This is a genomic window from Candidatus Accumulibacter necessarius, from assembly GCF_036625085.1.
Genome location: NZ_JAZKUM010000006.1, coordinates 56185 through 81683, shown reverse-complemented (window position 1 = coordinate 81683; position 25499 = coordinate 56185). Strand labels below are relative to the sequence as shown.

The window sequence follows — 25499 nt, the reverse complement described above, 5'->3', positions numbered from 1 at the left end:
ACAAGATAGCTACGCGAATAGTGAGGCATGCCTTCCTCCTATTGCTCAGCGAAAGAACGAAGGACGTATTGATCGCGGTGGGCAACGTCCACCAATTTATCGCCGACGGCGCACCGCCAAGCCTGGGCAAAGTATTCCTGTTCTGACGGAACGTAGTTCAGTCCGCTCAGCACAATCGGGTACGTCGCCAGCAATCGACCTGTCTTTGCTTCGATGACTTGCACATTCATAGCTCGTTCCTTTTCGCTACGTGGTGATAGAGGCCCAACCGTTCAGCTTGCAGGCGGTCCCCTCGAAGCGATGGGTGGGCGTCACTATGGCAGCGGAACAGGGTGGATGGATTTGTAGGCATGCTCGGCAAACGCCTTGAGATGGTCGGCGACGAGATCGAGAGCCCGAGCCGTGTAGCTCTCCGTTGGCACAATGTATTGATGATGGAGGTCATTGAATACATAGAGACCCTTCCCAAGGTATTCGCTGGCCGTCTTGGAACGTAGAGACTCCGGCAACTTAGCCGTACTTCCATCGTGATGCGCAAGTGTATTTCGAAGACCTTTCAGCTCCTCCAACTCCTTGCGGATTGTCTTGTCCGGAAAGGCGGAAAGCGACAGCACACGATCGACGAACACTTCCACTTGCTTCAGGAAGTCGCCGGCACGTAGCTCCTGCAACCCAAAGGGTAGTTGCTTCTGCCTCCGCACATATTCTCCGATGTTCTTTACGGACGACTCGTAGACCGACCAAAGCGAGATTACGAACCCTCCGCGCAGGATCTTGGGGAATAACTCGTCGACAACCCTCGTGTATTCGTCGATCTTGTCTTCAACATCGTCGGGGTGGAGTCGCCCTTCAAAGCGTGCGATTTCAGCGTTCGCCTGGACACCGCGCTGATCCCTGAGGAAAACGAGCTGATTTTCGATCGCCTGCCGAGCAGTGCGCAGCCCTTCGATCCGCAGCCAAGGGTCCGGAAACTCGACGTGGCGGCGGAAATGCTCGTCCAAAGAGAACGCATCGTCAGACATCGCGATCTTGTGACGCCCAACGTAGAGGTGACCGGCGCTGCGCGGCTTTATCGCCCAGCGTCCAGCGACTGAAGGGAGCGAGGTTGAGCGCCCGGTTAGCGAAGTGATCGGGCCAGCGGCCGCAAATCGCCCCGCATTCAAGCCGCGTGCTGTTCATCAAATCGCGCACTAAGAAAGGAGTAACTTAAGAGAGTATGCCGCGTTGCTGCATCCGTTCTTGAATCACTTGCGGATGCACACGGTACCGACCTTCCGCGACACGCAAGGTGAAATGGGTGTACGTTGGGCTGTGCGGAGCCCCTGTGTTGATTTCTGAATTGGACAAAAAGACACCAGTAGTCGCTGGATTGTCTTTTGAGAAGTACCGCATAAGTTCCTGCCTTGTAACGATGATTCCGTTGCCCAATTGGCCATCAATAAGGGCATCGAGAAACCTGTCTCTGAGTGTCATTTTTCTTCGCCTCTAACGTTGTTATCGGGAGACAGGTTTGCGCCATAACTCCGGCGCCCGCTCCCTAACGCGGCGTCGTCTGGCGTGCTCAAAGCCGCTTGGGATCTGGCTTTGCGCCGCATGTTTGCTGATTCCAAACAGCATACAGTACTGAAAACAGGTGTAAAGCGGCACCTCACCAGCTACGGCGATAGCATACACCCAGACCGCTTCAATGACTGCTTTCGGCTGATTTCTTCCACGTCCGGGCCAGCCGCCCCTCATCAATGCACCATCGGCACCATTTCCCGCAGCCTCTCCCACACCGCCACGATGATTACCATCGAAGCGTCGTCGGCGTTTGGCTCGCCTGTCGATTCGAGCAGCGATTGGTTGCCAGACCACAGCCCCAGATTGTTCCGAATCCAGGCGCCCACCATGTGCAAGCCGATCAGTTCAGACTCCGCCATCGCGCTGATCGTCGCCTTGTCGGTATCCGACAGAGTGGCGATGACCACGCCGACCGCTTCGTCAACCGTCGCCGGCCACTCCTTCTGATTCAGCGGCGCCCTTCCTTCCGCCAATCCCACGGAGGTATCGGCTGGCCATCGGCCCACAGGCCGGCACGCTTCGCCCGCGCTTCCCGCTCCGAGAATTCGTAGGCTCAACGATCCTCGGGCGACTGATCCTTCGCATATTTCCGATACCACCAGGCCATACCGACCGTGATCTGTGCATGACCGACGTCTAGTGTAATCGGGCAAGTCGGGCAACTGGCCGGCTGCACCCAAACCTTGCCGACGATGCGCTTGTATTTGTCTCGCTTCTCCCACTCGACGCGTACGTCCTTGTTGAATACGAGGCGCGACAGGTTTTCCTTTGAGCGCTGGCCAAACGGCTGCGCCGTCTCGGGAGCGTCGATACCGCCTAGTCTGATTTTGTGCTGTGGGTGCTGAGCACCGTGACCGTGTCAACGTTGCCTATTGGCAGCCGACATGTCGATCAGCGGCGATGCGCCGACACCAGGAGTGGATCAAGGCGCTTCGCTTACTGGTAGCAGTCATTACAAACGAAGTTGCCTTACAGCGGTAGCTTCGTTGGGTAAACAGATTTGTACGACAGCCACAAGTCTGACACAACTCTTCCCACTCGGCTTCCCAACGTGTGTTCATACGAGAAACTGCGGAATCACAGCACCCCTCCTAGGCATTTCCAGTTTTCAAGACTCTGGGTGCCTTCTCCGAGCGTTTCAATACGGCTGACTACAACGCTTCAATCAACTCGTCTGATTTGTGGTTTTCAGCTTGTTCATCATCTCTGACCTTTTCTAATTCGTAATTCCTAATTCGACGAACGACATCAGATTCAAAACAAACAACAACATTTCCTGTTGTTGCTTCCATACGCTCTGTGGCTTGAGGCCGTGCGAATAAACGTTTCATATTCATGCCGCTTTTCCTCCTTGCTCTTTCCTAAAATTTAGGTAGGTGGACGATCCAACGGTATACATTAGCTGAGTGATAAAAACCCACGACAACATGTCAGCAAATATGTAGAGAACGTTAATGTCGATGTTCGAAAAAGAGTCGACAGGACCATTATCAAAGTAGAATGTTGCAGGATGTTCAATACATATAAACCCAAGGGTCGACCGGCCTTCATTTGAAAGTCTAAGCGTCTTCACCATCCCACTATCTAGCCGGTGCTCGTTCGCATGTGCCCGAAAGGTAATTGGTACGATTAACTGTGACTTTGGTAGCCATTTTGTGCTCGTTTTTGTGCCTGCTCGCATCTCGCCCCAAAGCACATCCTTTTTTTCTCTTCGTAAGATGTTATTCCGAAATCTCGCCCACAGTTTGTTGTCGCGGCGCTTGTATTGGTAAGACTTCCGAATCTTGTCAACATCCAATTTTGAATGACAAAAGACTCCTGTGCGCTTTGCGGCTTCCGGAATATTGTTGGTTAGGTGAGGGAGACCGGTTTCGGCGACATCCAAAAATGATGTATCATTGCCCGACCACTCAACTGGGTCACTCAACCAATTGGGTAAACTGACCACTTCAACAAGATGCCCTCTATCATCCTTCATGATAATAGACACGCGCGGCCCAATTTTATGTCGATGCGTCTCGGTAAAATAATGGACTATTCGCATAGTAGAATCCGCGCATAGGTTCTTGAAACCCCTCTCAAGAAACGCGTTCAAGCGTCCGTACGCCAACGAGGAGTCGTTCGGTTTCAAGAAGAAGTGATTTTTGAATTCTCGATGGTGCCGGGATGCAGTGTATTGATAGTTGGTAAATCGGAGTTGGAATTCGCAAAACGACTTCCTGATTTGTTCGGTGCAACTCTCAATGGATGTGTCAACAGCGGTCAATCGGACCAGTTTGCTAAGCCGGTCAATTAATCGCCAAAGCGTCCAAACCAGGCTAGCTGATTCCATGATTCACCAGTTGAAAACGGCGCAACAAAAGCGCTCCCGGGAACACGAGCCTAAGCCGAGGGCGCAAGCTAAACGAAAGCCCATTTTAGCTAACAATCATCTCGCGTTTGACGCCCAGAATAAACTGCCACCAAAATGTGCAGTCCACTTATGATCGAAGGTCTCAGACAGGTCGCTACGCCTAGATGTCTAACGATTGTTGCAACAAGAAGTCTGCCTGAGGCAAGTCTTCGTTGTCAACGATAGTGTTTACAAAGCAGCCCTGACGCATGACCCTGCCGAATCGGATCCGTTTGCCGGAAGCCCGTGCTTTCGCCGTTGAAGCGGTCAGATCACAGGGGGCTGGCGACAAGCGAGCGCGTGATGCGTTGGTGGTGTGGGGTCAGAGAAGAGGAGATAGCGAGGTGTCAGGAACTCCGGGACGATCGCTGGTCGCGCCCAGTTCAACCCCTTCCTGCCCGACTGGCTGACGAACCACTGCACACAAAAAGGGCTACTTGCCCGGGACTTCAACGGCGAGTTGACGGTTTCGATTCGGCGGCAAGCGCATACGCTTGAGTCCTTGAAACGCGCCGACGACACAAGCCGTGGTGAGTTGGGCCTGCCTGATGAGCCTCACGTGGAGTCGCTGAGGCGTGAGTCTCTTCCACCTATTCTGCAGGGGGCCTCACACGAGGTTGATCAATGCCTTGCGAAGTGCTCTCTTGGCAGGGTTCTGCGCGAGTGGCAGTGTACAAGATGCCGGCCATTTTCGCCGACTTGTACCCGGATTTGTACCCCCGCGCGCCACAAAGCAAAAAGGCCAATCCGAAGATTGGCTTAAGTGCTTGATTCTATTGGCACGCCCGGAGCGATTCGAACGCCCGACCCCTTGGTTCGTAGCCAAGTACTCTATCCAGCTGAGCTACGGGCGCCTTGCCGTGTTTGAGGCCGAGATTATACCGAGCTGGTTCGCCCCGCTCAAGCACTATTTGGACCAACCGTCTGGACGCTGGCGCTGCCGCGGTTTGGCGAGTGGTCTGTGCGCTGCCGGCGCCGGCCGGGATGTGCCGTGTCGCGCTAGGCCAGGGCTCGCCCGACGATCTCAAGCACGTCTGACGACAGGCCGTCGATAGCCCGCAGACTTTCGAGCGAGGCTCGTGCGTATGCCTGACGGCCAGAGTCGAACTTGCGCCAGCGATCAAAACGCCGCGCCAGGCGTGCCGCCACCTGTGGATTGCTGGGATCAAGCGCGCCGATCTGCGCCGCCAGGAAGCAGTATCCGCTGCCGTCGGCGGCATGAAACCGGACATGGTTGTTGCCGAAAGTATTCAGCAGGGCGTAAACCTTGTTCGGGTTATGCAGGTCGAACGCCGGGTGAGCCAGCAGTTCCTGCACCACCACCAGCGTTCCCGGCAATCGGCTCGACGCCTGCACCGACAACCACTTGTCGACCACCAGTGCTTCGTCATGCCAGCGCTCGTAGAACGCCGCCAGGGCTTGCGCGCGCTCTCGGCAGTCGTATTGCGCCAGTGTTGCCAGGGCGGCGAACTGATCGGTCATGTTGTCGGCCGATACGAATTGCTGCATCGCCAGGGTCCGCGTTTCGGCGGTATCGAGCTCGCTGAGGTAGCCCAGGCAGAGGTTGCGCAGGGCACGCCTGCCGGCGGCTGCCGGTGTCGGCTGATAGGGCGCGTCTGGCGCGAGCGATTCGTAGCATTGCCGTAGCTCGTGCTGTAGTTGCTCCGCGACGAAGCAGCGCAGGCCGTTGCGGGCCGCGTGCAGTGCGTCTGGGTCGACGATGGCGATTTCTTCCGCCAGCGTCGCTTCGCCGGGCAGCGTCAGCGCTTCTGCGGCGAAGGCCGGATCCTCCCCGGCGCGCAGCAGGACCTGCAGCGCTGCTTCGGCAAAGCTCAGTGGCCAGTGCGCCGGCCGGCCGGCGGCGATGTCCACGGCGGCCGCCAGGATCAGGCGGCTGGCCAGGCGTTGTCCGGCTTCCCAGCGGTTGAAGGGGTCGCTGTCGTGGGCGAGGAGGTGGCTCAGGTCTTCATCGCGCCAGTTGTAATCGAGAATCACGGGCGCCGAGAAGTCGCGCAACAGCGACGGTACCGGGGCGGCAGCCAGATCTTCAAAGACGAACTCCTGTTCGGGTTCCGTCAGGGAGAGGACGCAGGTCGTTCGCTGCTGGTCGGCGCGATCGCTTTCTCCGGCCAGGTGGAGGGGCATGTCGATGCCATGGGGGTCGATGAGCCCAATGGCGACTGGAATATGGAAAGGGGAAGGGGAGTCGGGGGAAGGGGAGCCGGGCTCGGCGGCCGTCGGCCCCGACTGGGACAGGCTGAGCACGTAGCGGCGGGTCGCCGGGTCATAAACGCCGCTGGCCCGCAGGCGAGGCGTGCCGGCGTGATCGTACCAGCGCTTGAACTGGCTCAGGTCGATTCCGGAGGCGTCGGCCATCGCGGCGACGAAGTCGTCACAGGTCACAGCCTGGCCATCGTGGCGGGCGAAATAGAGATCCATGCCCCGCCGGAAGGCTTGCCTCCCGATCAGCGTCTGGATCATGCGTACCACTTCAGCGCCTTTTTCATAGACCGTGCTGGTGTAGAAGTTGTTGATCTCGATGTACGAGTTGGGACGCACCGGATGCGCCATAGGGCCGGCGTCCTCGGGGAACTGGGCGGCGCGCAGCGCGCGCACGTCGCGGATGCGGGTCACCGCGCGACTGTGCATGTCGGCGCCGAATTCCTGGTCGCGGAAGACGGTCAGGCCCTCCTTGAGCGAGAGCTGAAACCAGTCGCGACAGGTGACGCGGTTGCCGGTCCAGTTGTGGAAGTACTCGTGCGCGACGACGCGGTCGATGTTCTGGTAGTCGCCGTCGGTGGCGCTATCGGCCCGGGCGAGAACGTACTTCGTATTGAAGATGTTCAGGCCCTTGTTTTCCATGGCGCCCATGTTGAAGTCGCCGACCGCGACGATCATGTAGTGATCGAGGTCGCATTCGAGTCCGAAAGCCGCTTCATCCCAGCGCATCGAGCGCTGCAGCGCGTCCATCGCATGCGCGCACTGGTCGAGCTTGCCGGGCTCGACGAAGACAGCGAGCTGGACCTGGCGACCGCTGCCGGTGGTGAAATAATCGCGCAGCACGTCGAGGCGGGCGGCAACGAGCGCAAAGAGATAGCAGGGCTTGGCAAAGGGATCCTCCCAGCGCGCCCAGTGGCGGTCGGCGCCTTCGTCGCCGCTGCCGATCGGATTGCCGTTGGCCAGCAGCACCGGCAGCGCCGCCTTGTCGGCATGCAGCGTGACGACGTAACGCGACATGATGTCCGGGCGATCCGGGAACCAGGTGATCCTGCGGAAGCCCTGCGCCTCGCATTGGGTGAAATAGCCGTCTTTCGAGCGGTAGAGTCCCGACAGGCTGGTGTTGTGATCGGCATCGACGCGCACCAGCGAGCTCAGTGTCAGGGTGTCCGGCGGACTGGCGATGGTCAGCAGCGAGTCACTGCAGCTGTAGCCGCCTTCGCCGAGGGGGCTGCCGTTGATTGCCAGCGAGAGGGTTTCGAGCCCGTGGCCGTCGAGTTGCAGGGCCTGTCCCGGCGTGGCGACCGGATTGCGCCGCAGGCGGAGCTGGCTGCTGACCAGCACTTCGCCGCTGTGGAACTGGATGTCCAGGTCCACCTGGTCAACGAGAAAGGGCGGCGGGGTGTAATCCTGGCGATGGATTCGTTGCGGGGTTTCGGTTTTCATTGGTGCCTCGATGGTGGCTTGCCGGTGTTGCTGATCGACAGGACGTCGACGATCACGGCTTCTTCAGTAATCCGGTGGCCTGCAACTGCTCGGTAATGCCTTCAGCCAATTTACGGTAGCCGTCGGCGTTGGGGTGGATGGCATCGGCTTTCAACGCAGGGTCGGACAGGACGGCGGCGAGAACCCCGGCCACCAGCGGCAGCCTTTCTTCGCCGGCGAGCTCGGCATAGATCGTCGAGTCCGGCAGCTTGCCGGTTGCCACGCCGATCAGCGAGAGCTTCGGTACGGCGACCAGCACCACCTGTGCGCCGGAATGCCGGATGGCGGCGATAATCGCCCGCAGCTCCTCCTTGACGGCCGCTTCAGGTCGCCGCCTCAGGAAGTCATTGCCGCCGATTTCGACGATGACCAATGCCGGACGTGTTGCAGTGAGTTCGTCGCGCATCCTGTCGCGGGCGGCCGCCGCGGTATCGCCGGGGAGACCGGCGTTATGGACCTGCCAGCCGCTACTGGCGGCCAGTCGGCTGGGGTAATCCTCGGCCGGGTTGGCGCCGGTGCCGAAAGTGATGCTGTTGCCAAAGGCAAGCACGCTGCTGCCGGCCGGCAGGGCGGCAAGGCGTGGTGAATCCTGGCAGCCGGCGAGCAGCGTGAAAGCCAGCCAGAGCAGCAGGCGCAGGCGGCTCATTTTCGGGCGATGGGGTCGGGTTCTTCGCGGCTCACGGCAGATCGTCGCGGTGCAGCAGGAAGACATACTGATCACCGGCTGTCGTATCGAGCCAGGTGAAGGGTGTCTCCGGGAAGGCGGCTTCGAGTGCCTCGCGGTTGTGGCCGATCTCGACGACCAGCAGTCCGTGGGGCCTGAGCTGCCTGCGCGCTCCGGCGAGGATGGCACGCGTCAGATCCAGGCCATCGTCGCCACTTGCCAGCGCCAGTTCGGGTTCGCGTCGATACTCGGCGGGTAGCGTCGCCATCGCGACGGCATTGACGTAGGGCGGATTGGCGATGATCAGGTCGTAACGCCGGCTCTTCAGCCCGGCAAAAAGGTTGCCTTCAACGAGACGAATGCGCGCTGCCAGATCATAGTCCGCGACGTTGTGCCTGGCCACGGCAAGCGCATCGGGCGAGAGGTCGACGGCGTCAATGCGGGCTGCCGGAAAGGCGTGCGCCGCCAGGATTGCCAGGCAAGCCGAGCCGGTGCACAGGTCGAGCACGTCAGCCACCGCGTCCGGGTCCTCGACCCAGGGCGCCAACTGCTCGCGCAGCAGTTCGGCGATGAACGAGCGCGGAACGATCACCCGTTCATCGACGTAGAAACTGAACTCGCCCAGCCAGGCCTCATTGGTCAGGTAGGCGACCGGCAGACGTTCCTTGACCCGGCGTTCGATGAGGTGCAGCAGGTCGGCGCGTTCAGCGCTGGTCAGCTTCGCGTCAAGAAAGGGTTCGAGCCGGTCGAGCGGCAGGTGCAGGCTATGCAGCAGCAGATAGACGGCTTCGTCCCAGGCGTTGTCGGTCCCGTGCCCGAAGAACAGCCTGGCCTCGTTGTAGCGGCTGACGGCGAAGCGCAGCAGGTCGCGCAGCGTCGAGAGTTCGGTCCTGGCCTGTTCAAGCATGGCCGGGCAGCAACTGCTCGATGATGCGGCGATAGATGGCGGCCAGTTGCGGCAAGTCGGCTAGCGCCACACACTCGTTGACCTTGTGGATGCTGGCGTTGACCGGGCCAATCTCGAGGACCTGCGGACAGATGTCCGCGATGAAGCGACCGTCCGATGTGCCGCCCGTGGTCGACAGCTCGGCTTCGATGCCGGTTTCAGCGGCGATGGCCTGCAGCGCCGCGTCGATCAAAGCGCCGCGGCCGGTGAGGAAGGGCCTGGCGCCGAGTGTCCAGGCGATGTCGTAGTCCAGGCCTGCGCGGTCGAGGATGTCGCACATCGTCGCCTGCAGTTGCTGCGGGGTGCTGGCGGTGCCGAAGCGAAAGTTGAAATCGATGATGACACTGCCGGGGATGACGTTATTCGCACCGGCGCCGCCGTGGATGTTCGAGATTTGCCAGGTCGTTGGCGGAAAGAAGTCGTTGCCATCGTCCCAGACGATGTCTGCCAGAGTGGCGATCGCCGGCGCCACGAGATGGACCGGGTTTTTCGCCAGATGCGGGTAGGCGATGTGGCCCTGAATGCCTTTGACGGTCAGTCTCCCCGAGAGTGACCCGCGGCGGCCGTTCTTGACCATGTCGCCGAGACGGCGGACCGCGGTGGGTTCGCCGACGATGCAGTAGTCGAGCAACTCGCCGCGCCGCTGCAGGGCGTCGGTGACGACGACTGTGCCGTCCACGGCATCGCCTTCCTCATCGGAGGTGAGCAGGAAGGCGAGCGAGCCGCCATGCGCCGGCTGCGCGGCGACGAAGGCTTCCGCCGCCGTCACGAACGCGGCCAGCGAAGCCTTCATGTCGGCGGCGCCGCGGCCATACAGCATGCCATCCCGATGCACCGGCAGGAACGGGTCGCTGTGCCACTCATCGAGCGGTCCGCTAGGGACGACGTCGGTGTGGCCGGCAAGACAGACTAGCGGACTGCGGTCGCCTCGGCGAGCCCAGAGGTTGGTGACACGGCCGCGATTGATGAACTCGCAGCTGAAGCCGATCGCGGCGAGGCGGCTACTGATGATCGCCAGGCAGCCGGCGTCTTCGGGAGTGACCGAGCGACAGGCAATCAGCTGCTCGGCCAGTCTGACCGTGGCGTCGCCTGTCGCTATGCGGCTGCTGTCACCTGACATCTGCTGGTTCCTGCCTACTGCTGCTCAGCGTCATCCAGACTGAGGGAGAATTCCTTGTAGGAAGGGCCGCCAGGGTTGGTGCTTGACAGGTCGAAAACAGCATCGTGCGGCTTTGCTTCCGTCGCCAGATTGCCGGTTGCTTCGTGGTTGTTGATCAGCCACGACAGGTTGGTGGGTGAGTCCGCATTGAGCAGTGCTTCCTGCAGGGTGATCACGTCGTTGCGATAAAGCCGGAACAGATCCTGCTCGAAGGTCTGTGAGCCGGGTGCGAGGCTCTGTTCCATCGCTTCCTTTAGGGCCGGCACGTCGCCAGCCTCGATCAGTTCCTGCACGTGGTAACTGTTGAGCAGTACCTCGACCGCTGGGGTCAGCTTGCCGTCCCTTTTTTTCACCAGCCGCTGCGAAACGATCGCCTTCAGGCTGACCGAGAGGTCCATGTACAGGGCTCCCCGGCTATCCAGCGGGAAGAAGTTGATGGCCCGATTGAGCGCGTGGTAGCTGTTGTTGGCATGCAGCGTGCCGAGGCACAGATGGCCGGTCTGGGCGTAGGCGATCGCCGCCTGCATGGTCTCCCGGTCGCGGATTTCGCCGATCAGGATGCAGTCGGGTGCCTGCCGCATCGCGTTCTTCAACGCGTTTTCCCAGCCGAGGGTGTCCATTCCGATCTCGCGCTGGTTGACCAGTGACTTCTTGTGCCGGAACAGATACTCGATCGGGTCCTCGATGGTGAGAATGTGGCCCGAACAAAGCGTGTTCCGGTGATCGAGCATCGACGCCAGGGTGGTCGATTTTCCCGAACCCGTCGCCCCGACGATGAGGATCAGCCCCCGTCTCTCCATGACCAGGTCGGCCAGCACGGGGGGCAAACTCAGCGAGTCGAGGGCCGGAATGTTACCCATGACATAACGGATGACGATCGAGATCGAGGCGCGTTGCCGGAACAGGTTGATACGAAAATTGCCCAGGTTGGGGACGCCGAACGAGAGGTTCATCTCCTTCGTTTTTTCGAAGGCTGCTGTCTGCTCGGGATTCAACAACTCGGCGGCGATCTTCTCGATCATCGCCGAATCCATCATCTGTTGATTGATCGGTACGGAATTGCCCTGGATCTTGATGTGGATCGGTGCACCGGCGCAGATAAAGATGTCCGAAGCCTGCCGGTCGGCCATCACCTGAAAGAGCTTGTCGAGGATCATTCGTCTTACCGCCGATTCAACACCGAGGGGGGCGATCAATCGCCGCGCAGCAGATCATTGATGCTGGTCTTGGCTCGCGTCCGGGCGTCGACCTTCTTGACGATCACCGCGCAGTAAAGGCTGTAGCTGCCGTCTTTTGACGGCAGGTTGCCGGACACCACCACCGAGCCCGGCGGCACCCGGCCGTAGCTCACTTCGCCGGTTTCACGATCAAGAATCTTGGTCGACTGACCCAGATAGACGCCCATCGAGAGGACCGAGCCTTCACCGATGATGACCCCCTCGACGACCTCCGAGCGGGCGCCGATGAAGCAGTTGTCCTCGATGATCGTCGGGTTGGCCTGCAGCGGCTCGAGCACGCCGCCGATGCCGACCCCCCCCGAGAGGTGGACGTTCTTGCCGATCTGGGCACAGGATCCGACCGTTGCCCAGGTGTCAACCATCGTGCCTTCATCGACATAGGCGCCAATATTGACGTATGACGGCATCAGGACCACGTTCTTGCCGATGAAGGCACCGCGACGGGCGGTTGCCGGCGGAACGACGCGGAAACCGCCGCGGAGAAATTTTTCGCTGTCGTAACTGGCAAACTTGTTCGGCACCTTGTCGAAATAGCGCATCGCGCCGCCATCCATCAGGCTGTTGTCCTGCAGTCGGAACGACAGCAGCACGGCTTTCTTGAGCCATTGGTGCGTGACCCATTCGCCGTCAATCTTTTCGGCGACGCGCAGGGCGCCTTGGTCAAGCTGGTCGAGAACGCTGGCAACGGCTTCGCCGATGGCTGCGGGCGCCGTGCCGGGTTGTAGCGAGCTGCGGTTTTCCCACGCCTCATCGATGATCTGCTGGATGGCCTGCATGTCTGCTATTCCTAGAGTTTGGAAATGAATGAGCGGATTCGCTCGGCGGCTTCGAGGCAATCCGCGAGCGGCGCAACGAGCGCGATGCGGACGAAGCCGGCGCCTGGATTGACCCCTTGGGAAGTGCGTGCCAGGTAGGTTCCCGGCAGAAGAATGACATTATAGCCGGCGAGTAGCCGACGGGCGAACTCGCTGTCGCTGACCGGCGTCCGGACCCACAGATAGAAGCCGGCGTCAGGGATGGCGGCCGGCAGGACCTCCGCCAGGCGAGGCGTGACGGCCGCGAACTTTTCCCGGTACTGGCGACGGTTTTCGCGAACGTGCGCCTCGTCATTCCAGGCTGCGACGCTGGCTGCTTGCACCGCCGGGTTCATCGCACTGCCATGATAAGTGCGGTAGAGCAGGAAAGACTTGAGTGTTGCCGGGTCACCGGCGACGAAGCCCGAACGCATGCCGGGCACGTTGGATCGCTTGGACAGGCTGGAGAACATGACCAGCCGCTCGAAATCGCGTCCGAGCAGGCTGGCGGCCTGCAGGCAGCCGAGCGGTGGGTCGGCTTCGTCAAGGAAAATCTCCGAGTAGCATTCGTCGGAGGCGATCACGAAGCCGTAGCGGTCGGCCAAGGCAAACAACTGCTGCCAGTCCTCGAGGTTCAGCACCTTGCCGGTCGGATTGCCCGGCGAGCAGACGAAGAACAGCTGCACCCGCCGCCATTCGGCTTCGCTCAGCGCGGTGAAGTCAAACGCGTAATTGTTGGCCGGCAAGGTATTCAGGAATCTCGGCTCGGCACCGGCAAGGTAGGCCGCGCCCTCGTAGATCTGGTAGAAGGGGTTGGGGCTGACGACCAGCGGCGTGTAGCCTCGCGATGGATCGATGATCGTCTGTGCAAAAGCGAACAAGGCCTCGCGCGAGCCATTGACCGGGATGACCTGCGTTTCCGCGTCGATGCCGTGCAGGCCGTAACGCCGCTCCAGCCAGGCGGCAATACCCCGCCGCAATTCGCTGCTGCCGAGCGTGGTAGGATAGGTGGCCAACCCGGCGAGGCCAGCTGTCAATGCGTCCTTGATGAACGCCGGCGTCTCGTGCTGCGGCTCGCCAATCGACAGTCTGATTTCGCGCTGCTGCGGGTCAGGCGTGACACCGGAAAACAGTTTCCGCAACTTCTCGAAGGGGTACGGTTGCAGCTTGCTGAGGAAGGGATTCACTGGCTTGCACGTCTCGTGGCGGGACGCTGGATTATAAGGGGCATCGAGCGACGGTGAAAGCAAGCGCGGCAGACACGGATTGGCGGTTCCCCGCGTGCCCTTCGGGCCGCCGCACCGGGATACCGCCAGTTGCGGGCCAGCGGGCATGCAACCTGCGTGCAAGCGACGGCAGCAAGCACGGCGCTTTCTGGCGAAGGTTCTACACGCTCTCAGCCGGCACGGCGCCGCAGCATTTCTTGAACTTCTTGCCGCTGCCGCAGGGGCAAGGGTCATTGCGGCCGATCCTGGGGTCCTCGCGGCGAATGGTCCCTACGCCGCGGTGTGCGACCCAGAAGCGGTAGATGTTGGTCACCGCCTGCGGCAGGTTTTCTTCGCACTCCTCGCGCAGACGATCGAGATCCTTGCCCGAAAGCCATTCTTCGCCGGCTGCACTGGCCGCCGCTTCGGCGTCGCCGGTGAGCATGAACAGCGGAAAGAGTTGCTCGTCAAGGTAAGCGATCTCCTCGCTGTCCTCCTTGTCATCATCCGCGCCAAGCGCCTCGAACCAGTCTGCGGGTGCGGTGTCGATCCCATGCAGATAGGCCTGGCACCAGGGGACGTAGTCGCTGGCGGAGTTCTCGTCTTCGTCCATGGCGTAGAGCAGTAGCAGCGGCGGATCGCCGCTCGCCAATTCGGCCTGCAACTGGGTTCCCAGCAAGCGCAGCAAGTGTGCCGCTTCGCGCCAGTGATCACCGGCAGTTTGTTCCGAGTCGCCGAGCACCTCGCTCAGCCACTGTGACTCGGGGGTTGGCTGCGGACCGGAAAGTGCCGCGCAGAGATAGCCCTGAGCTTCGTCAAGGCGCATCGCCTGCGCCAGCACGGGACCACCGAGAAGTTGCTCGAGTCGCAGGAGTTGGTTGTCGCTAAGTTGTGCCTGGATGCTCATGATCTCGGCCCCGGGTGCTGGATTGACTGGGAAATTCCGCGAGTTGCACCGTCGGCGCTGGCGTCCAGCCTTTCTGGCGGTGTTCGGCGACGACCGTGGTAAAGATGCCGCCGCGGACATAGAAGCGGGCCGTCAGTCGCATGTAGCGAGGTTTCGTCGCGCTTGCCAGATCGTCAAGGATGCGGTTGGTCACGTCCTCGTGGAAACAGCCGGTGTTGCGGAACGACCAGACGTAGAGCTTCAGGCTTTTCAGCTCGACGCAGGTCCGCGCAGGAATGTAATCGAGAATCAGTGTCGCGAAGTCCGGCTGTCCGGTTTTCGGGCACAGGCAGGTAAATTCAGGGATTTCCATGTGGATATGGAAATCGCGCCGCGGGGCCGGATTTGGGAAGGTTTCGAGGGTTGGGACCGGATGGGTGCTCATTGTGATTCCGGGTGGCATTCGGGGGGGCAACGAATCGGGCGGACGGAATGCTATTATAGTCAGTTGTGATGGCATTCCGGGGGAATATTTTTCGCTCGCTTACTGCCGGGGTGAGGGCTGACAGTCGCTCCACATCATCCTCTTGTCGATCTCTTCTGACGCGACTGTAGCGGTTGCGTTCTCGTTCATGCGCCTGACCAAACTGAAACTCGCCGGCTTCAAGTCCTTCGTCGATCCGACGACGCTCGCCTTGCCTGGCCAGCTCGTCGGCGTCGTTGGCCCCAACGGTTGTGGTAAGTCCAACGTCATGGATTCCGTGCGCTGGGTGCTAGGCGAATCGAAAGCCTCGGAGTTGCGTGGCGAATCGATGCAGGATGTGATTTTCAACGGTTCCGGGAGTCGGAAACCCGTTTCGCGGGCGGCGGTCGAACTGGTGTTTGACAACTCGCTCGGTCGTCTCGCCGGCCAGTGGTCGCAGTATGCGGAACTCTCGGTCAAGCGCCTGCTGACGCGCAACGGCCAGTCCGAGTACTACATCAACAACCTGCATGTTCGCCGCAAGGACGTCACCGACCTCTTTCTCGGTACCGGTCTCGGGCCCCGCGCTTACGCCATCATCGGCCAGGGGACCATTTCGCGAATCATCGAAGCCAAGCCGGACGAACTGCGTGTTTTTCTCGAAGAGGCAGCCGGTGTCACCCGTTACAAGGAAAGACGCAAGGAGACCGAGAACCGCCTGCGCGACACACGCGAGAACCTGACGCGGGTGGAAGACATTCGCCTCGAGCTCGGGTCCCAGATGGAGCGCCTCGAGGGTCAGGCTAGTGTCGCTCGCCAGTATCGTGAATACAGCGACGAGCTCGCACGCAAGCAGCAATTGCTCTGGCTGCTGCGGCGCAATGAAGCGCAGTCGGAGCGTGAACGGCTGACGCGCGAGATCGAACAGGCAGCGACCGATCTCGAAGCCCGGAACGCGGCCCTGCGTGATCTCGAGGCTCGTCTCGAGGAGGCGCGCGAAGCTCATTTTGCCGCCAGCGATGGGGTGCATGCGGCACAGAGTGACCTCTTTGCGGCCAATGCCGAGGTTGCACGGCTGGAAGCCGAGATTCGCCACCGGCGGGATTCGCGCCGCGAGTACGAGACGCGGCTCGCCCAATTGACCGACGACCGGGCGCATTGGCAGGCTCAGGCCGGGAAGCTGGCGACCGACGACGAGCGCTGGCAGGGCCTGCTGCTGGTTGCTGATGAGCAGGTCGAACAAGGGCAGCTGCGCCTCGAAGCGCGGCAGGAACGCCTGCCTCTCGCCGAGGAGAAGTACGCCGCGGCTCTGGAGGCGGTCAACCGCGAGCGCACGGAAATTGCCCAGGCCGAACAGCGGCTGCACGTCGAGCAGGCGAATCGCGGGCACGCGCAGCGCTCGCTGCAGATCGTCGCCAGCCGTCGTGAGCGCCTGGCGCTCGATCGCCAGGCGATGGCGGTCCCCGATGACGCTGCATTTGCCGACAAGCAGGAGGAGCTTGCCGAGCTGCGTGAAAGGATCAGTGCGGCCCTGGAGAGTCAGAAGGGCCAGCAACTCGAGCTGCCGCGCCTGGAACAGCGACGGCGGGAAGTGCTGGCGGAAGTTCAGCACGCACAGAAGGAACGTGCCGAGGCCAACGCTCGTCGGATTGCGCTGCAGCAACTGCAGCAGCGCCTGCAGACCAACGGCAAACTGGACGAATGGTTGCGCCGGCACGGGCTGCAGCAGGGAGAGCCGTTGTGGAAATCCCTGCACGTCGAAGCCGGTTGGGAAGACGCGGTCGAAGCGATCCTGCGCGAACGGCTGTCCGCTCTACCGGCAGAACGTGCCGACCCGGCATGGAGCAGGGACCGCCCGGGCGGCAAGCTGACCTTGTTGTTGCCCCTGGCCGGCGCGAGCCAGCCGCCGGCAACTGCCGACGAGTGGCTGCTGGCGCGAATCCGCTGCGACGATCCGTCCTTGTCGTCGATTCTTGCCGACTGGCTGGGCGACGTGCTGACTGCTCCCGACCTGGCTGCGGCTCTGGCGCGCCGCAGCCAGCTGGCAGCGAACGGATGCTGCGTGACCGCCGGCGGCGACATCGTCAGCCGGCAGAGTGTGACGCTGTTTGCGCCGGACAGTGCGGCGCACGGCCTGCTCGAACGTCAGCGCGAGATTGACGCGCTGGCGGCGGTGATCGCTCAGCGGGACGAAACGGTGGCGCACACGCAGGCGAGCCTCGGTGATGTCGAACGCCGCCTGGCCGATGCGCAACACGCTTTGCACGAGGCGCGGCAGCAACTGGGCGTTCTGCAGGACAAGGCGCATGCCATCCAGGTCGAGACGCTGAAGCTGTCACAGGCGCAGGAGCGCTTCCGTGAGCGACAGGAGCAGATCGACGAGAGTCTGGCTGAAATGGTTGCCGAGGAAGAGACCGAGAGCGAGCGCCTGTTTCTTGCGGACGAAGCCATCGACCTGCAACGTCAACGGGTGAGCGAGCTGCAGACGGTGATGCAGGCGGCGCGGGCGGAGTTTGAGCACAGCGAGCGGATGCTGCGCGACGAGCGCGAGCAGGTCAACGGCGCTGAACGCGAACTGCGCGAGGCCGAGTTTGCGCAGCGCGAGTGTCGCAACAAACTGCAGGAGCTGGCCGGCAACCAGGAGCTTGCGCGGCAGCAGCTGGCACGTATCGTTGAAGAACTGGCGCGCTGCGAGGAAAACGCCAGCGCCATGCAGGCCGAGGATCTCGAGCCCGAACTGCAGCAGGCGCTCGATCATCGCGTGGCTCGCGAGCACGCGCTGGCAAACGCTCGTGATGCCCTCGAGGCGGCGGCAAACGGTCTGCGCATGCTCGACGAAGAGCGCCTGAAAGTCGAGCAGAGCCTGGACCCGCTGCGCAACCGGATCGGTGAACTCCGGCTCAGGGAACAGGCGGCCAGTCTCAGTTGCGAGCAGTTCGCGGCGCAGTTGACCGAAGCCAATGCCGATGAATTTTCGCTGCTGGGCGAACTCGCCGGCGCGCGCGCGGGCGGCTTGCAGAATGCGATCGCCGCGCTGCAACGCTCGATTGAAGCACTCGGTGCCGTTAATCTGGCGGCCCTCGACGAACTGGAAGCAGCACGTGAACGCAAGGGATACCTCGACGCCCAGTCGGCGGACCTGACGCAGGCGATGGAAACGCTCGAGAATGCGATTCGGCGCATCGACCGCGAAACGCGCGATCTGCTGCAGACGACCTACGACGCGGTCAACCGCAGCTTTGGCGAACTTTTTCCAACGCTTTTCGGCGGCGGCGAGGCCAGGCTGATCATGACCGGCGACGAGATTCTCGATGCTGGCCTGCAGGTGATGGCGCAGCCGCCCGGCAAAAAAAACTCGACGATTCACCTGCTTTCCGGCGGTGAAAAGGCGTTGACGGCGATTGCGCTGGTATTCTCCATGTTTCAGCTCAATCCGGCGCCCTTCTGTCTGCTCGACGAAGTCGATGCGCCACTTGACGATACCAATACCGAACGCTTCTGCGCGATGGTGCGACGCATGTCGGCTAATACGCAGTTTCTGTTCATCAGCCACAACAAGATCACGATGGAGATGGCGCAACAGCTCGTCGGTGTGACCATGCAGGAATCCGGCGTCTCGCGCATCGTTGAAGTCGACATGGAAGAAGCGCTGCGCTTGCGCGAGCAACTCGTTTAGGAATGGACATGACAGACTTGCAGATGGGTTTGATCGGCCTCGGTGGCGCCGCGGTCGTCGGCGTGCTGGCCTACAACAAGTGGCAGGAACACAAGCATCGCAAACTTGCCGAGGAACTGTTGAGCGCTCGTCAGGCCGACGTCCTGCTCGATGAAGCGGCGGCTGACGACCGGGCTGACGAGTACGCCGGCGAGGCTTCGCGGGCGATTGGCGACTTCCATTTGCCGCCGGCCGTCGCCGGCGCGACCGCCAGGGCTGGGCAGGAGCGGGTCGAGCCGCTGTTGCGCGAGGCGTCCGCGCTGGCAGAGGTGGCGTCGGACAGCGACGCCGATGCCGCCGGCGAGACTGTACACGCGGCACACCCTGCACACCCGACTTCGGCGCCGCTTTGCCTCGTGTCGCCGGCAATCGATTACATTGCCGCGATCGAGGTTTCCGAGCCGGCGGCGGCCTACCAGATTCGTGAAGCGCAGCGCGCTGCCCTGGCGCGGCTTGGAAAAACCGTGAACTGGATCGGCTTCAACGAACACTCGCACGAGTGGGAGCCGATCCTCGAGGACGGTGATGGCGCCTACCGGCACATTCGCGTCGGGCTGCAGCTCGTTGACCGCAAAGGTCCGGTCCGTGACGGCGACCTGTCGATCTTCCATGTCGCCATACAGGATCTGGCAACCGAATTGATGGGCGTTGCCGAGTTGCCTCTACGCGAACCGGCTTTGCAGCTGGCGTCGCAACTTGACGAGTTCTGTGCCGGGGTCGATATTCAGATCGGCGTCAACGTCATCAGCCAGGGGCAGGTTTTCCCCGGGACCAAGTTGCGTACCCTGGCCGAATCGGCCGGCATGGTCATCGACGCAGACGGCCGCTTTGCCCGTGTCGATGACGAAGGCAATCTGCTCTTTGTGCTGCTTAACCAGGAGACACAAGGCTTTTCGGCCGAATCGATGCGCTCCATGAGTACGCACGGCGTCACTTTCCTGCTCGACGTTCCGCGAGTCGCGAGTGGTGATCGCGTGTTGACCCAGATGCTCGAACTCGGGCGGCGATTTGCCGACTCGCTGCACGGCGCGCTGGTCGACGATAACCGGCGTCCGCTGTCCGAGAGTGCGATCGAGCCAATCCGGCGGCAGGTGGTGCAGTACCAGACAGCGATGGCGCATCGCCAATTACCGGCAGGCGGGGCGCTGGCCCGGCGCCTGTTCTCCTGAATCCCGAAGGTTGGGGCATGAGTTTCAGCGAGCGCGCCCGTGCCCTGCGGGTCGAGATCGAGAAGCACAACCACCGGTATTATGTCCTTGACGCACCGCTGATCAGCGACGCCGAGTACGACACCCTGTTTCGCGAGCTGCAGTCGCTGGAGGCCGAACACCCCGAACTGGTGACCAGCGATTCGCCGACGCAAAGGGTCGGCGCCCCGCCGCTGCCCGAGTTTGCGTCGGTCGTCCATGCGACCCCGATGTTGTCCCTCAGCAACGCCTTCGCCGACGAAGAGGTACAGGTTTTTGACCGCCGTGTCCGCGAGGGCCTGGGCAGCGAAGCTGAGGTCGCTTATGCGGCCGATCCCAAATTCGACGGGCTGGCGGTCAGCCTGTCCTACGAACAGGGCATTCTGGTGCATGGCGCAACGCGCGGTGACGGTACGACAGGCGAGGACGTGACGGCCAACCTGCGCACCTTGCACAGTATCCCGCTGCATCTGCAGGGCAGCGGCTGGCCGGATCGGTTCGAGGTGCGTGGCGAGGTGCTGTTCTGGCGCAGCGATTTCGAGCGGCTAAACGCCCGCCAGCGCGAGAGGGGCGAGAAGGAATATGTCAACGCGCGCAATGCCGCAGCCGGTAGCCTGCGCCAGCTCGACTCGGGGATCACCGCGACGCGGCCGCTGCGCTTCTTTGCCTACGGCGTGGGCTCGGTCAAAGGCGCCGCCTTGCCGGCGACGCACTCGGCCTTGCTCGACCAACTCGCCGAATGGGGTTTTCCGGTGGCGCCGGAACGGCGCCGGGTCAGCGGCCTCGCGGGCCTGCTCGCCTATTTTGCCGAGATCGGTCGGCGCCGCGAGTCACTGCCCTACGACATCGATGGCGTGGTCTACAAAGTCGATGACCTGGCGGCGCAGGAGCGCCTGGGTTTTGTCTCGCGCGCACCGCGTTTTGCACTTGCGCACAAGTTCCCGGCCGAGGAAGCCGTCACCGAGTTGCTGGATATCTCGATCCAGGTGGGTCGGACCGGCGCGCTGACGCCGGTGGCGCGGCTGGCGCCGGTGTTCGTCGGCGGCGTCACGGTGACCAACGCCACCCTGCACAACGAGGACGAGATCCGCCGCAAGGACGTGCGCATTGGCGATACGGTCGTCGTTCGCCGGGCGGGCGACGTGATTCCGGAAGTCGCCCGCATCCTGCCCGAAAAGCGTCCGCTGGCTGCCAGGCAATTCATCATGCCGACAAGCTGCCCGGTCTGCGGCTCGCAGGTCGTGCGCAACCCGGACGAGGCGGTGGCGCGCTGCAGCGGCGGGCTCTACTGTCCGGCGCAGCGCAAGCAGGCACTGCTGCACTTCGCCTCGCGTCGCGCGATGGATATCGAAGGTCTCGGTGACAAACTGGTCGAACAGCTGGTCGATAGCGCCGTCGTGCGCACGCCGGCCGACCTCTACCGGCTGGGATTGCTGGCCCTGGTCAATCTCGAACGGATGGCCGAGAAGTCGGCGAGCAATCTGCTGGCGGCGATCGAGCAGAGCAAGCAGACAACGCTGGCGCGCTTCATCTACGCGCTTGGCATCCGCAACGTCGGCGAAGCGACAGCCAAGGATCTGGCGCGCCACTTCGCCAGCCTCGACCGGCTGCTGGCTGCCGACGAAGCACAGTTGCTGCAGGTGACCGATGTCGGCCCGATCGTCGCGCAGAGTATCCGTCAGTTCTGCAGCGAGCCGCACAACCTCGAGGTGATCGAGCAGTTGCGTGCGGCCGGGGTGGTGTGGAGCGAAGGCGAGGCGCCGGTGCCGCCCCGCGGCGCCGTGGTCGGCAAGGTGTTCGTCTTGACCGGTTCACTGCCTTCGCTGACCCGTGATGCGGCCAAAGAGCTGATCGAAGCGGCGGGTGGCAAGGTCGGCAGCGCGGTTTCGAAAAAGACCGATTTCGTCGTCGCCGGTGCCGAGGCCGGCAGCAAGCTCGAAAAGGCCCGGCTGCTCGCGATCAGGGTGATCGACGAGGGGCAGTTGCTGACTCTGCTGAACCTGGAGCAGACAGCGCCATGAACCGGTCCAGCGATCCGATGGCGCGGCAGCACGGTCACCACGGGGCTGTCCTGGCAGAACATCCGGCGAGCCCGGAGGAGGGGACATGAGCGACCCGCGACAGGCCATGGCCATCCTCGCCTCGGCCGATATCATCCACTCGGCGGAGACGGTCGCGGCCGCGGTCAGCCGCGTCGCGTGTGAAATTGCCGAAAGGCTGCGCGACAGCAACCCCCTCCTGCTGTGCGTGATGAACGGTGGCGTGCCTTTTGCTGGCCAGTTGATGACGCAGCTGACTTTTCCGCTCGACTTCGACTACGTGCATGTCACGCGTTACGGCCAGCAGATCGCGGGTGGCGCCTTGTCCTGGCGTGCCGAGCCGTCGACCCCGGTGAGCGGGCGCACGCTGCTGCTGGTGGACGATATCCTCGACGAAGGGCTGACGCTGGCCGCGATTCGTGAACGGCTGCTGCAGCGGGGCGCCGACGCCTGTTATACCGCGGTGCTGGCCGACAAGCTGATCGGCAGGAAGAAGCCGATTGCGGCCGACTTCGTGGCGCTGACCGTACCTGACCGCTTCCTCTTCGGTTACGGCATGGATGTCTTTGGCGCCTGGCGCAATCTGCCGGCAATCTACGCCATGCGGGACGATTGAGATGCTGGCAATCATCGGCGGTAGCGGCCTGACCCGGCTGGCCAGCCTGGAGGTTTCGCATCGCAGGCTGGCAGGCACGCCTTACGGCGAGCCGTCCGCGGCACTGACCTTCGGCCGCATCGGCGATCGGCCAGTGGTTTTCCTGGCGCGGCACGGGGATGCGCACAGCATTCCGCCGCACCAGGTGAATTACCGGGCGAACCTCTGGGCCCTGGCCGAGTGTGCGCCCGCCGGTATCGTCTCGGTGGCGGCGGTCGGCGGCATTCGTTCCGATCTCAGGCCGGGCGATCTGGTCATCCCGCACCAGATCATCGACTACACCTGGGGTCGCCATTCGACCTATCACGAAGGGCCCGACAGCCCGGTCAGGCACGTCGACTTCTCGCATCCCTACGATCAGTCGTTGCGCCGCAAGCTCCGCGACGCGGGTACGGCGGTCGGCCTCGTGGTCAGCGATTCTGCGGTCTATGCGGCAACGCAGGGGCCGCGCCTGGAAACTGCCGCCGAAATCAACCGCATTGAGCGCGATGGCGCCGATGTTGTCGGCATGACCGGCATGCCGGAAGCCGCCCTGGCGCGTGAACTCGGCGTGCCCTATGCGGCAATCAACGTCGTGGCCAACTATGCCGCGGGGCGGGGCGGCAGCCACGCGGGCATCAGCCTGGATGCCATCCATCAAGTCCTCGAGGGGGCGATGGCGCAAGTGCGTGCGCTCATCGAAGCGATGCTGAACAGCGATGATTAGACCTGTCCTGAGAATGGGCGACCCGCGCCTGTGGCAGCAGGCCAGACCGGTCGAGCGTTTCGATCGGCCGGATCTGCACGCGCTGATTGCCGACATGGAAGAGACCATGCATCACCTCGACGGTGCCGGCCTGGCGGCGCCGCAAATCGGTGTCGGCCTGCGCGTGGTGATTTTCGGCGTCGAATGTAATCCGCGCTATCCCGATGCCGAGCTGGTTCCACGGACGGTGTTGATCAATCCGGTGTTGACGCCGCTCTCGGCAGCGATCGAGGAAGGCTGGGAAGGCTGCCTCTCGGTGCCGGGGCTGCGCGGTTGGGTGCCGCGCTGGCGCAATTTGCGCTACACCGGCTTCGACGCCGTCGGTCGGCCGATCGACCGCACTGTCGCTGGTTTCCACGCGCGCGTGGTGCAACACGAATGCGACCACCTCGACGGCATTCTCTATCCGATGCGGATCAGGGATTTCAGCCGCTTCGGTTTCGTTGACGAGCTTTTTCCGAACGGTGGTGCCGGTGCGGTCGAATAGCGTGTTGCCGCGGGAGCGCTGTCGGTGGCCGTTGGCAAGACGGCGGTGGCCCCCAGCCACGGCCCGGTGCGGGAACGATTTCTGATGAGGACGCCAGCCGCGGCCAATCGATACCGGATTCTCTTCGTCTGCATGGGCAACATCTGTCGTTCGCCGATTGCCGAAGCAGTCGCCCGAAGCCTGGCGCAGAAGCAGGGCCTGGCGGCCATGCTCGAGTTCGACTCGGCAGGAACGCATGGCCATTACCATGCCGGCGAGGCGCCGGACGCACGCGCGCGGCGCGTTGCCGCCAGGCGTGGATACGATCTGTCGAGACTGCGCGCCCGCCCGGTAATTAAGGCCGATTTCGATCGGTTTGACTGCATTCTGGCCATGGACGAGGCCAACCTCGCGGCATTGCAACGCCTGCGCGCGGACGACAGCCGGTCGAAGCTTGGGCTCTTCCTCGACTACGCCGAGGGCCTTGGCATCTCCGAGGTCCCCGATCCCTACTACGGTGCCGAGTCAGGTTTCGAACGGGTGCTCGATCTCTGCGAACTGGCGGCGAAGGGTCTGCTGGCCGACTTCGCGCGCCGCCAGGGCGGGCCGGGCAGGGGGTAAGCGGCGCTATGGCCCACCCCGGCCAGCGGCGGCATTTCTGTCGCCGCTGGCTTCACGGTGCACGCACTAGGTAGCAAAGTCGCGGCTCGTGACACCGGGAGTCAGGCGACCCGGTTCTGTGGTTCACCGCGAACGAAAGCTTCGAGGTTGGCAGTCAGTTGATCGGCGAGGGCCTGCATCGCCGGCTGGCTCGCCCAGGCCACGTGCGGCGTCAGCAGGAAATTGGGCAGCGCGAGTAGTTGCGGCGCCAGCAGGAGGTTGCCATCGCTTGGTGGCTCGACCGTCAGCACATCGAACCCGGCGCCAGCGATCCAGCCCCGCTGCAGGGCGCTGGCCAAGGCCGCTTCATCAACCAGCCCGCCGCGCGCGGTATTGATCAGCAAGGCCGTCGGCTTCATCGCGCGCAACTCGGCTTCGCCGATCAGATTCTTCGTCGCCGCCGTCAACGGGCAGTGCAGAGAGATCGCGTCGGCCTCCCGCAGGGCCTGCTCGAACGGCGTGTAGCCGGGCCGTACGCGGGTCTCGCCCTTACGCTCGCTTCGCAGCACGCGCATGCCGAAGGCCTCGGCCAGCCGGGCGACACCGCTGCCCAGGCTGCCGCTGCCGATCACCGCCAGCGTCGCGCCGTGCAGGTCACGGATTGGGAAATCGAAACAGCAGAACTGCTCGGAGCGCTGCCAGTTGCCTGCAGCCATTGCCTGCCGGTAGGCGACGAGATTGCGCGACAGCGCCAGCAAGAGCAGAAAGACATGCTCGGGGACGGTATGCGCGGCATAGCCGCGGATGTTCGAGACGATGATGCCGCGGCTTCGGCAGGCGTCAAGGTCGACGTTGTTGGTGCCGGTCGCCGCGACGGCGACCATCTGCAGGGTCGGCAACGCGGCGACCAGCCTGGCGTCGATCTGGAGCTTGTTGACGATGGCGATCGTCGCCCCGGCAAGTCGCTCCTCAACGTCTGGCTGCAGCGTCTTCGCGTGTTCAACCCAGAGATGGGGGAAATCAGGCCTGCGCACGTTGGCGATGATCGACTCACGTTCGAGATAGACAATCCGGTGCATG

At 62.5% G+C, this 25499-nt stretch carries 23 protein-coding genes and 1 tRNA gene; 7 read left to right on the top strand and 17 right to left on the bottom strand.

Going from position 1 to position 25499, the window contains the following annotated elements; translation table 11 throughout:
* Positions 1 to 38: 38 nt before the first annotated feature.
* From V5B44_RS16765 to queF, 16 genes are all read right to left on the bottom strand, one after another.
* Positions 39 to 230 (bottom strand): hypothetical protein, encoded by a 192-nt coding sequence (locus V5B44_RS16765; protein WP_332360148.1) that lies wholly within the window; start codon positions 228 to 230, stop codon positions 39 to 41.
* A gap of 84 nt (positions 231 to 314) precedes the next feature.
* Entirely contained in the window at positions 315 to 1022 is a 708-nt protein-coding gene (locus tag V5B44_RS16760) for a hypothetical protein (RefSeq protein ID WP_332360147.1), read from the bottom strand.
* A 714-nt stretch (positions 1023 to 1736) separates the two neighbouring features.
* A complete protein-coding gene (locus V5B44_RS16755; RefSeq protein WP_332360146.1) occupies positions 1737 to 2042 on the bottom strand; it encodes a DUF6794 domain-containing protein in 306 nt (101 codons plus the stop codon).
* A 74-nt stretch (positions 2043 to 2116) separates the two neighbouring features.
* Positions 2117 to 2389 carry a thermonuclease family protein gene (locus V5B44_RS16750; protein WP_434735479.1) on the bottom strand — a complete coding sequence of 91 codons (273 nt, stop codon included), beginning with the start codon at positions 2387 to 2389 and terminating at the stop codon, positions 2117 to 2119.
* 325 nt (positions 2390 to 2714) lie between these two features.
* The gene (locus tag V5B44_RS16745) at positions 2715 to 2900 is read right to left on the bottom strand and encodes a hypothetical protein (protein WP_332360145.1); all 186 of its coding nucleotides are present in this window, start codon (positions 2898 to 2900) and stop codon (positions 2715 to 2717) included.
* On the bottom strand, positions 2897 to 3541 hold the full coding sequence (locus V5B44_RS16740) for a hypothetical protein (RefSeq protein ID WP_332360144.1): 645 nt from the start codon (positions 3539 to 3541) through the stop codon (positions 2897 to 2899). Before V5B44_RS16740 ends, V5B44_RS16745 begins: the two co-directional genes overlap by 4 nt.
* Positions 3542 to 4732: 1191 nt before the next feature.
* Positions 4733 to 4809 (bottom strand) — tRNA-Arg (locus V5B44_RS16735).
* 145 nt (positions 4810 to 4954) lie between these two features.
* Positions 4955 to 7618 (bottom strand): aminopeptidase N, encoded by a 2664-nt coding sequence (gene pepN, locus V5B44_RS16730; protein ID WP_332360143.1) that lies wholly within the window; start codon positions 7616 to 7618, stop codon positions 4955 to 4957.
* A gap of 52 nt (positions 7619 to 7670) precedes the next feature.
* On the bottom strand, positions 7671 to 8303 hold the full coding sequence (locus V5B44_RS16725; protein ID WP_332360142.1) for a GDSL-type esterase/lipase family protein: 633 nt from the start codon (positions 8301 to 8303) through the stop codon (positions 7671 to 7673).
* A 31-nt stretch (positions 8304 to 8334) separates the two neighbouring features.
* On the bottom strand, positions 8335 to 9228 hold the full coding sequence (prmB, locus tag V5B44_RS16720) for a 50S ribosomal protein L3 N(5)-glutamine methyltransferase (protein ID WP_332360141.1): 894 nt from the start codon (positions 9226 to 9228) through the stop codon (positions 8335 to 8337).
* Positions 9221 to 10387 carry a succinyl-diaminopimelate desuccinylase gene (gene dapE / locus V5B44_RS16715; RefSeq protein ID WP_332360139.1) on the bottom strand — a complete coding sequence of 389 codons (1167 nt, stop codon included), beginning with the start codon at positions 10385 to 10387 and terminating at the stop codon, positions 9221 to 9223. Before dapE ends, prmB begins: the two co-directional genes overlap by 8 nt.
* Before the next feature lie 14 nt (positions 10388 to 10401).
* The gene (locus V5B44_RS16710) at positions 10402 to 11583 is read right to left on the bottom strand and encodes a PilT/PilU family type 4a pilus ATPase (RefSeq protein WP_332360138.1); all 1182 of its coding nucleotides are present in this window, start codon (positions 11581 to 11583) and stop codon (positions 10402 to 10404) included.
* Between the two features lie 35 nt (positions 11584 to 11618).
* Positions 11619 to 12440, bottom strand: a complete 822-nt coding sequence (gene dapD, locus V5B44_RS16705) for a 2,3,4,5-tetrahydropyridine-2,6-dicarboxylate N-succinyltransferase (protein WP_332360137.1) — start codon at positions 12438 to 12440, stop codon at positions 11619 to 11621.
* 11 nt (positions 12441 to 12451) lie between these two features.
* Complete coding sequence (dapC, locus tag V5B44_RS16700) at positions 12452 to 13645, bottom strand: succinyldiaminopimelate transaminase (RefSeq protein WP_332360136.1); 1194 nt, start codon at positions 13643 to 13645, stop codon at positions 12452 to 12454.
* Positions 13646 to 13844: 199 nt separating this feature from the next.
* Positions 13845 to 14570 carry a UPF0149 family protein gene (locus tag V5B44_RS16695; protein WP_332360135.1) on the bottom strand — a complete coding sequence of 242 codons (726 nt, stop codon included), beginning with the start codon at positions 14568 to 14570 and terminating at the stop codon, positions 13845 to 13847.
* Positions 14548 to 14994, bottom strand: coding sequence for a preQ(1) synthase (gene queF, locus V5B44_RS16690; protein WP_332360134.1), 447 nt, complete (start codon positions 14992 to 14994; stop codon positions 14548 to 14550). The genes V5B44_RS16695 and queF overlap by 23 nt, the downstream gene beginning before the upstream one ends.
* A gap of 187 nt (positions 14995 to 15181) precedes the next feature.
* On the opposite strand from queF, the gene smc reads away from it, so the two are divergent.
* From smc to V5B44_RS16655, 7 genes are all read left to right on the top strand, one after another.
* Positions 15182 to 18688, top strand: coding sequence for a chromosome segregation protein SMC (gene smc, locus V5B44_RS16685; protein ID WP_332360133.1), 3507 nt, complete (start codon positions 15182 to 15184; stop codon positions 18686 to 18688).
* Between the two features lie 8 nt (positions 18689 to 18696).
* A complete protein-coding gene (locus V5B44_RS16680) occupies positions 18697 to 19896 on the top strand; it encodes a cell division protein ZipA C-terminal FtsZ-binding domain-containing protein (protein ID WP_332360132.1) in 1200 nt (399 codons plus the stop codon).
* Between the two features lie 17 nt (positions 19897 to 19913).
* Positions 19914 to 21935, top strand: a complete 2022-nt coding sequence (gene ligA / locus V5B44_RS16675; protein ID WP_332360131.1) for an NAD-dependent DNA ligase LigA — start codon at positions 19914 to 19916, stop codon at positions 21933 to 21935.
* A gap of 85 nt (positions 21936 to 22020) precedes the next feature.
* Complete coding sequence (locus tag V5B44_RS16670) at positions 22021 to 22569, top strand: hypoxanthine-guanine phosphoribosyltransferase (protein WP_332360130.1); 549 nt, start codon at positions 22021 to 22023, stop codon at positions 22567 to 22569.
* Between the two features lies 1 nt (position 22570).
* Entirely contained in the window at positions 22571 to 23314 is a 744-nt protein-coding gene (locus V5B44_RS16665) for an S-methyl-5'-thioinosine phosphorylase (protein WP_332360129.1), read from the top strand.
* On the top strand, positions 23307 to 23840 hold the full coding sequence (gene def / locus V5B44_RS16660) for a peptide deformylase (RefSeq protein ID WP_332360128.1): 534 nt from the start codon (positions 23307 to 23309) through the stop codon (positions 23838 to 23840). The genes V5B44_RS16665 and def overlap by 8 nt, the downstream gene beginning before the upstream one ends.
* Positions 23841 to 23924: 84 nt before the next feature.
* Positions 23925 to 24440, top strand: coding sequence for a low molecular weight protein-tyrosine-phosphatase (locus V5B44_RS16655; protein ID WP_332360127.1), 516 nt, complete (start codon positions 23925 to 23927; stop codon positions 24438 to 24440).
* Positions 24441 to 24541: 101 nt separating this feature from the next.
* Here V5B44_RS16655 and V5B44_RS16650 read toward each other — a convergent pair whose 3' ends face one another.
* Positions 24542 to 25498: a D-2-hydroxyacid dehydrogenase gene (locus tag V5B44_RS16650; RefSeq protein ID WP_332360126.1), complete on the bottom strand. Its 957-nt coding sequence runs from the start codon at positions 25496 to 25498 to the stop codon at positions 24542 to 24544.
* Position 25499: the final 1 nt, after the last annotated feature.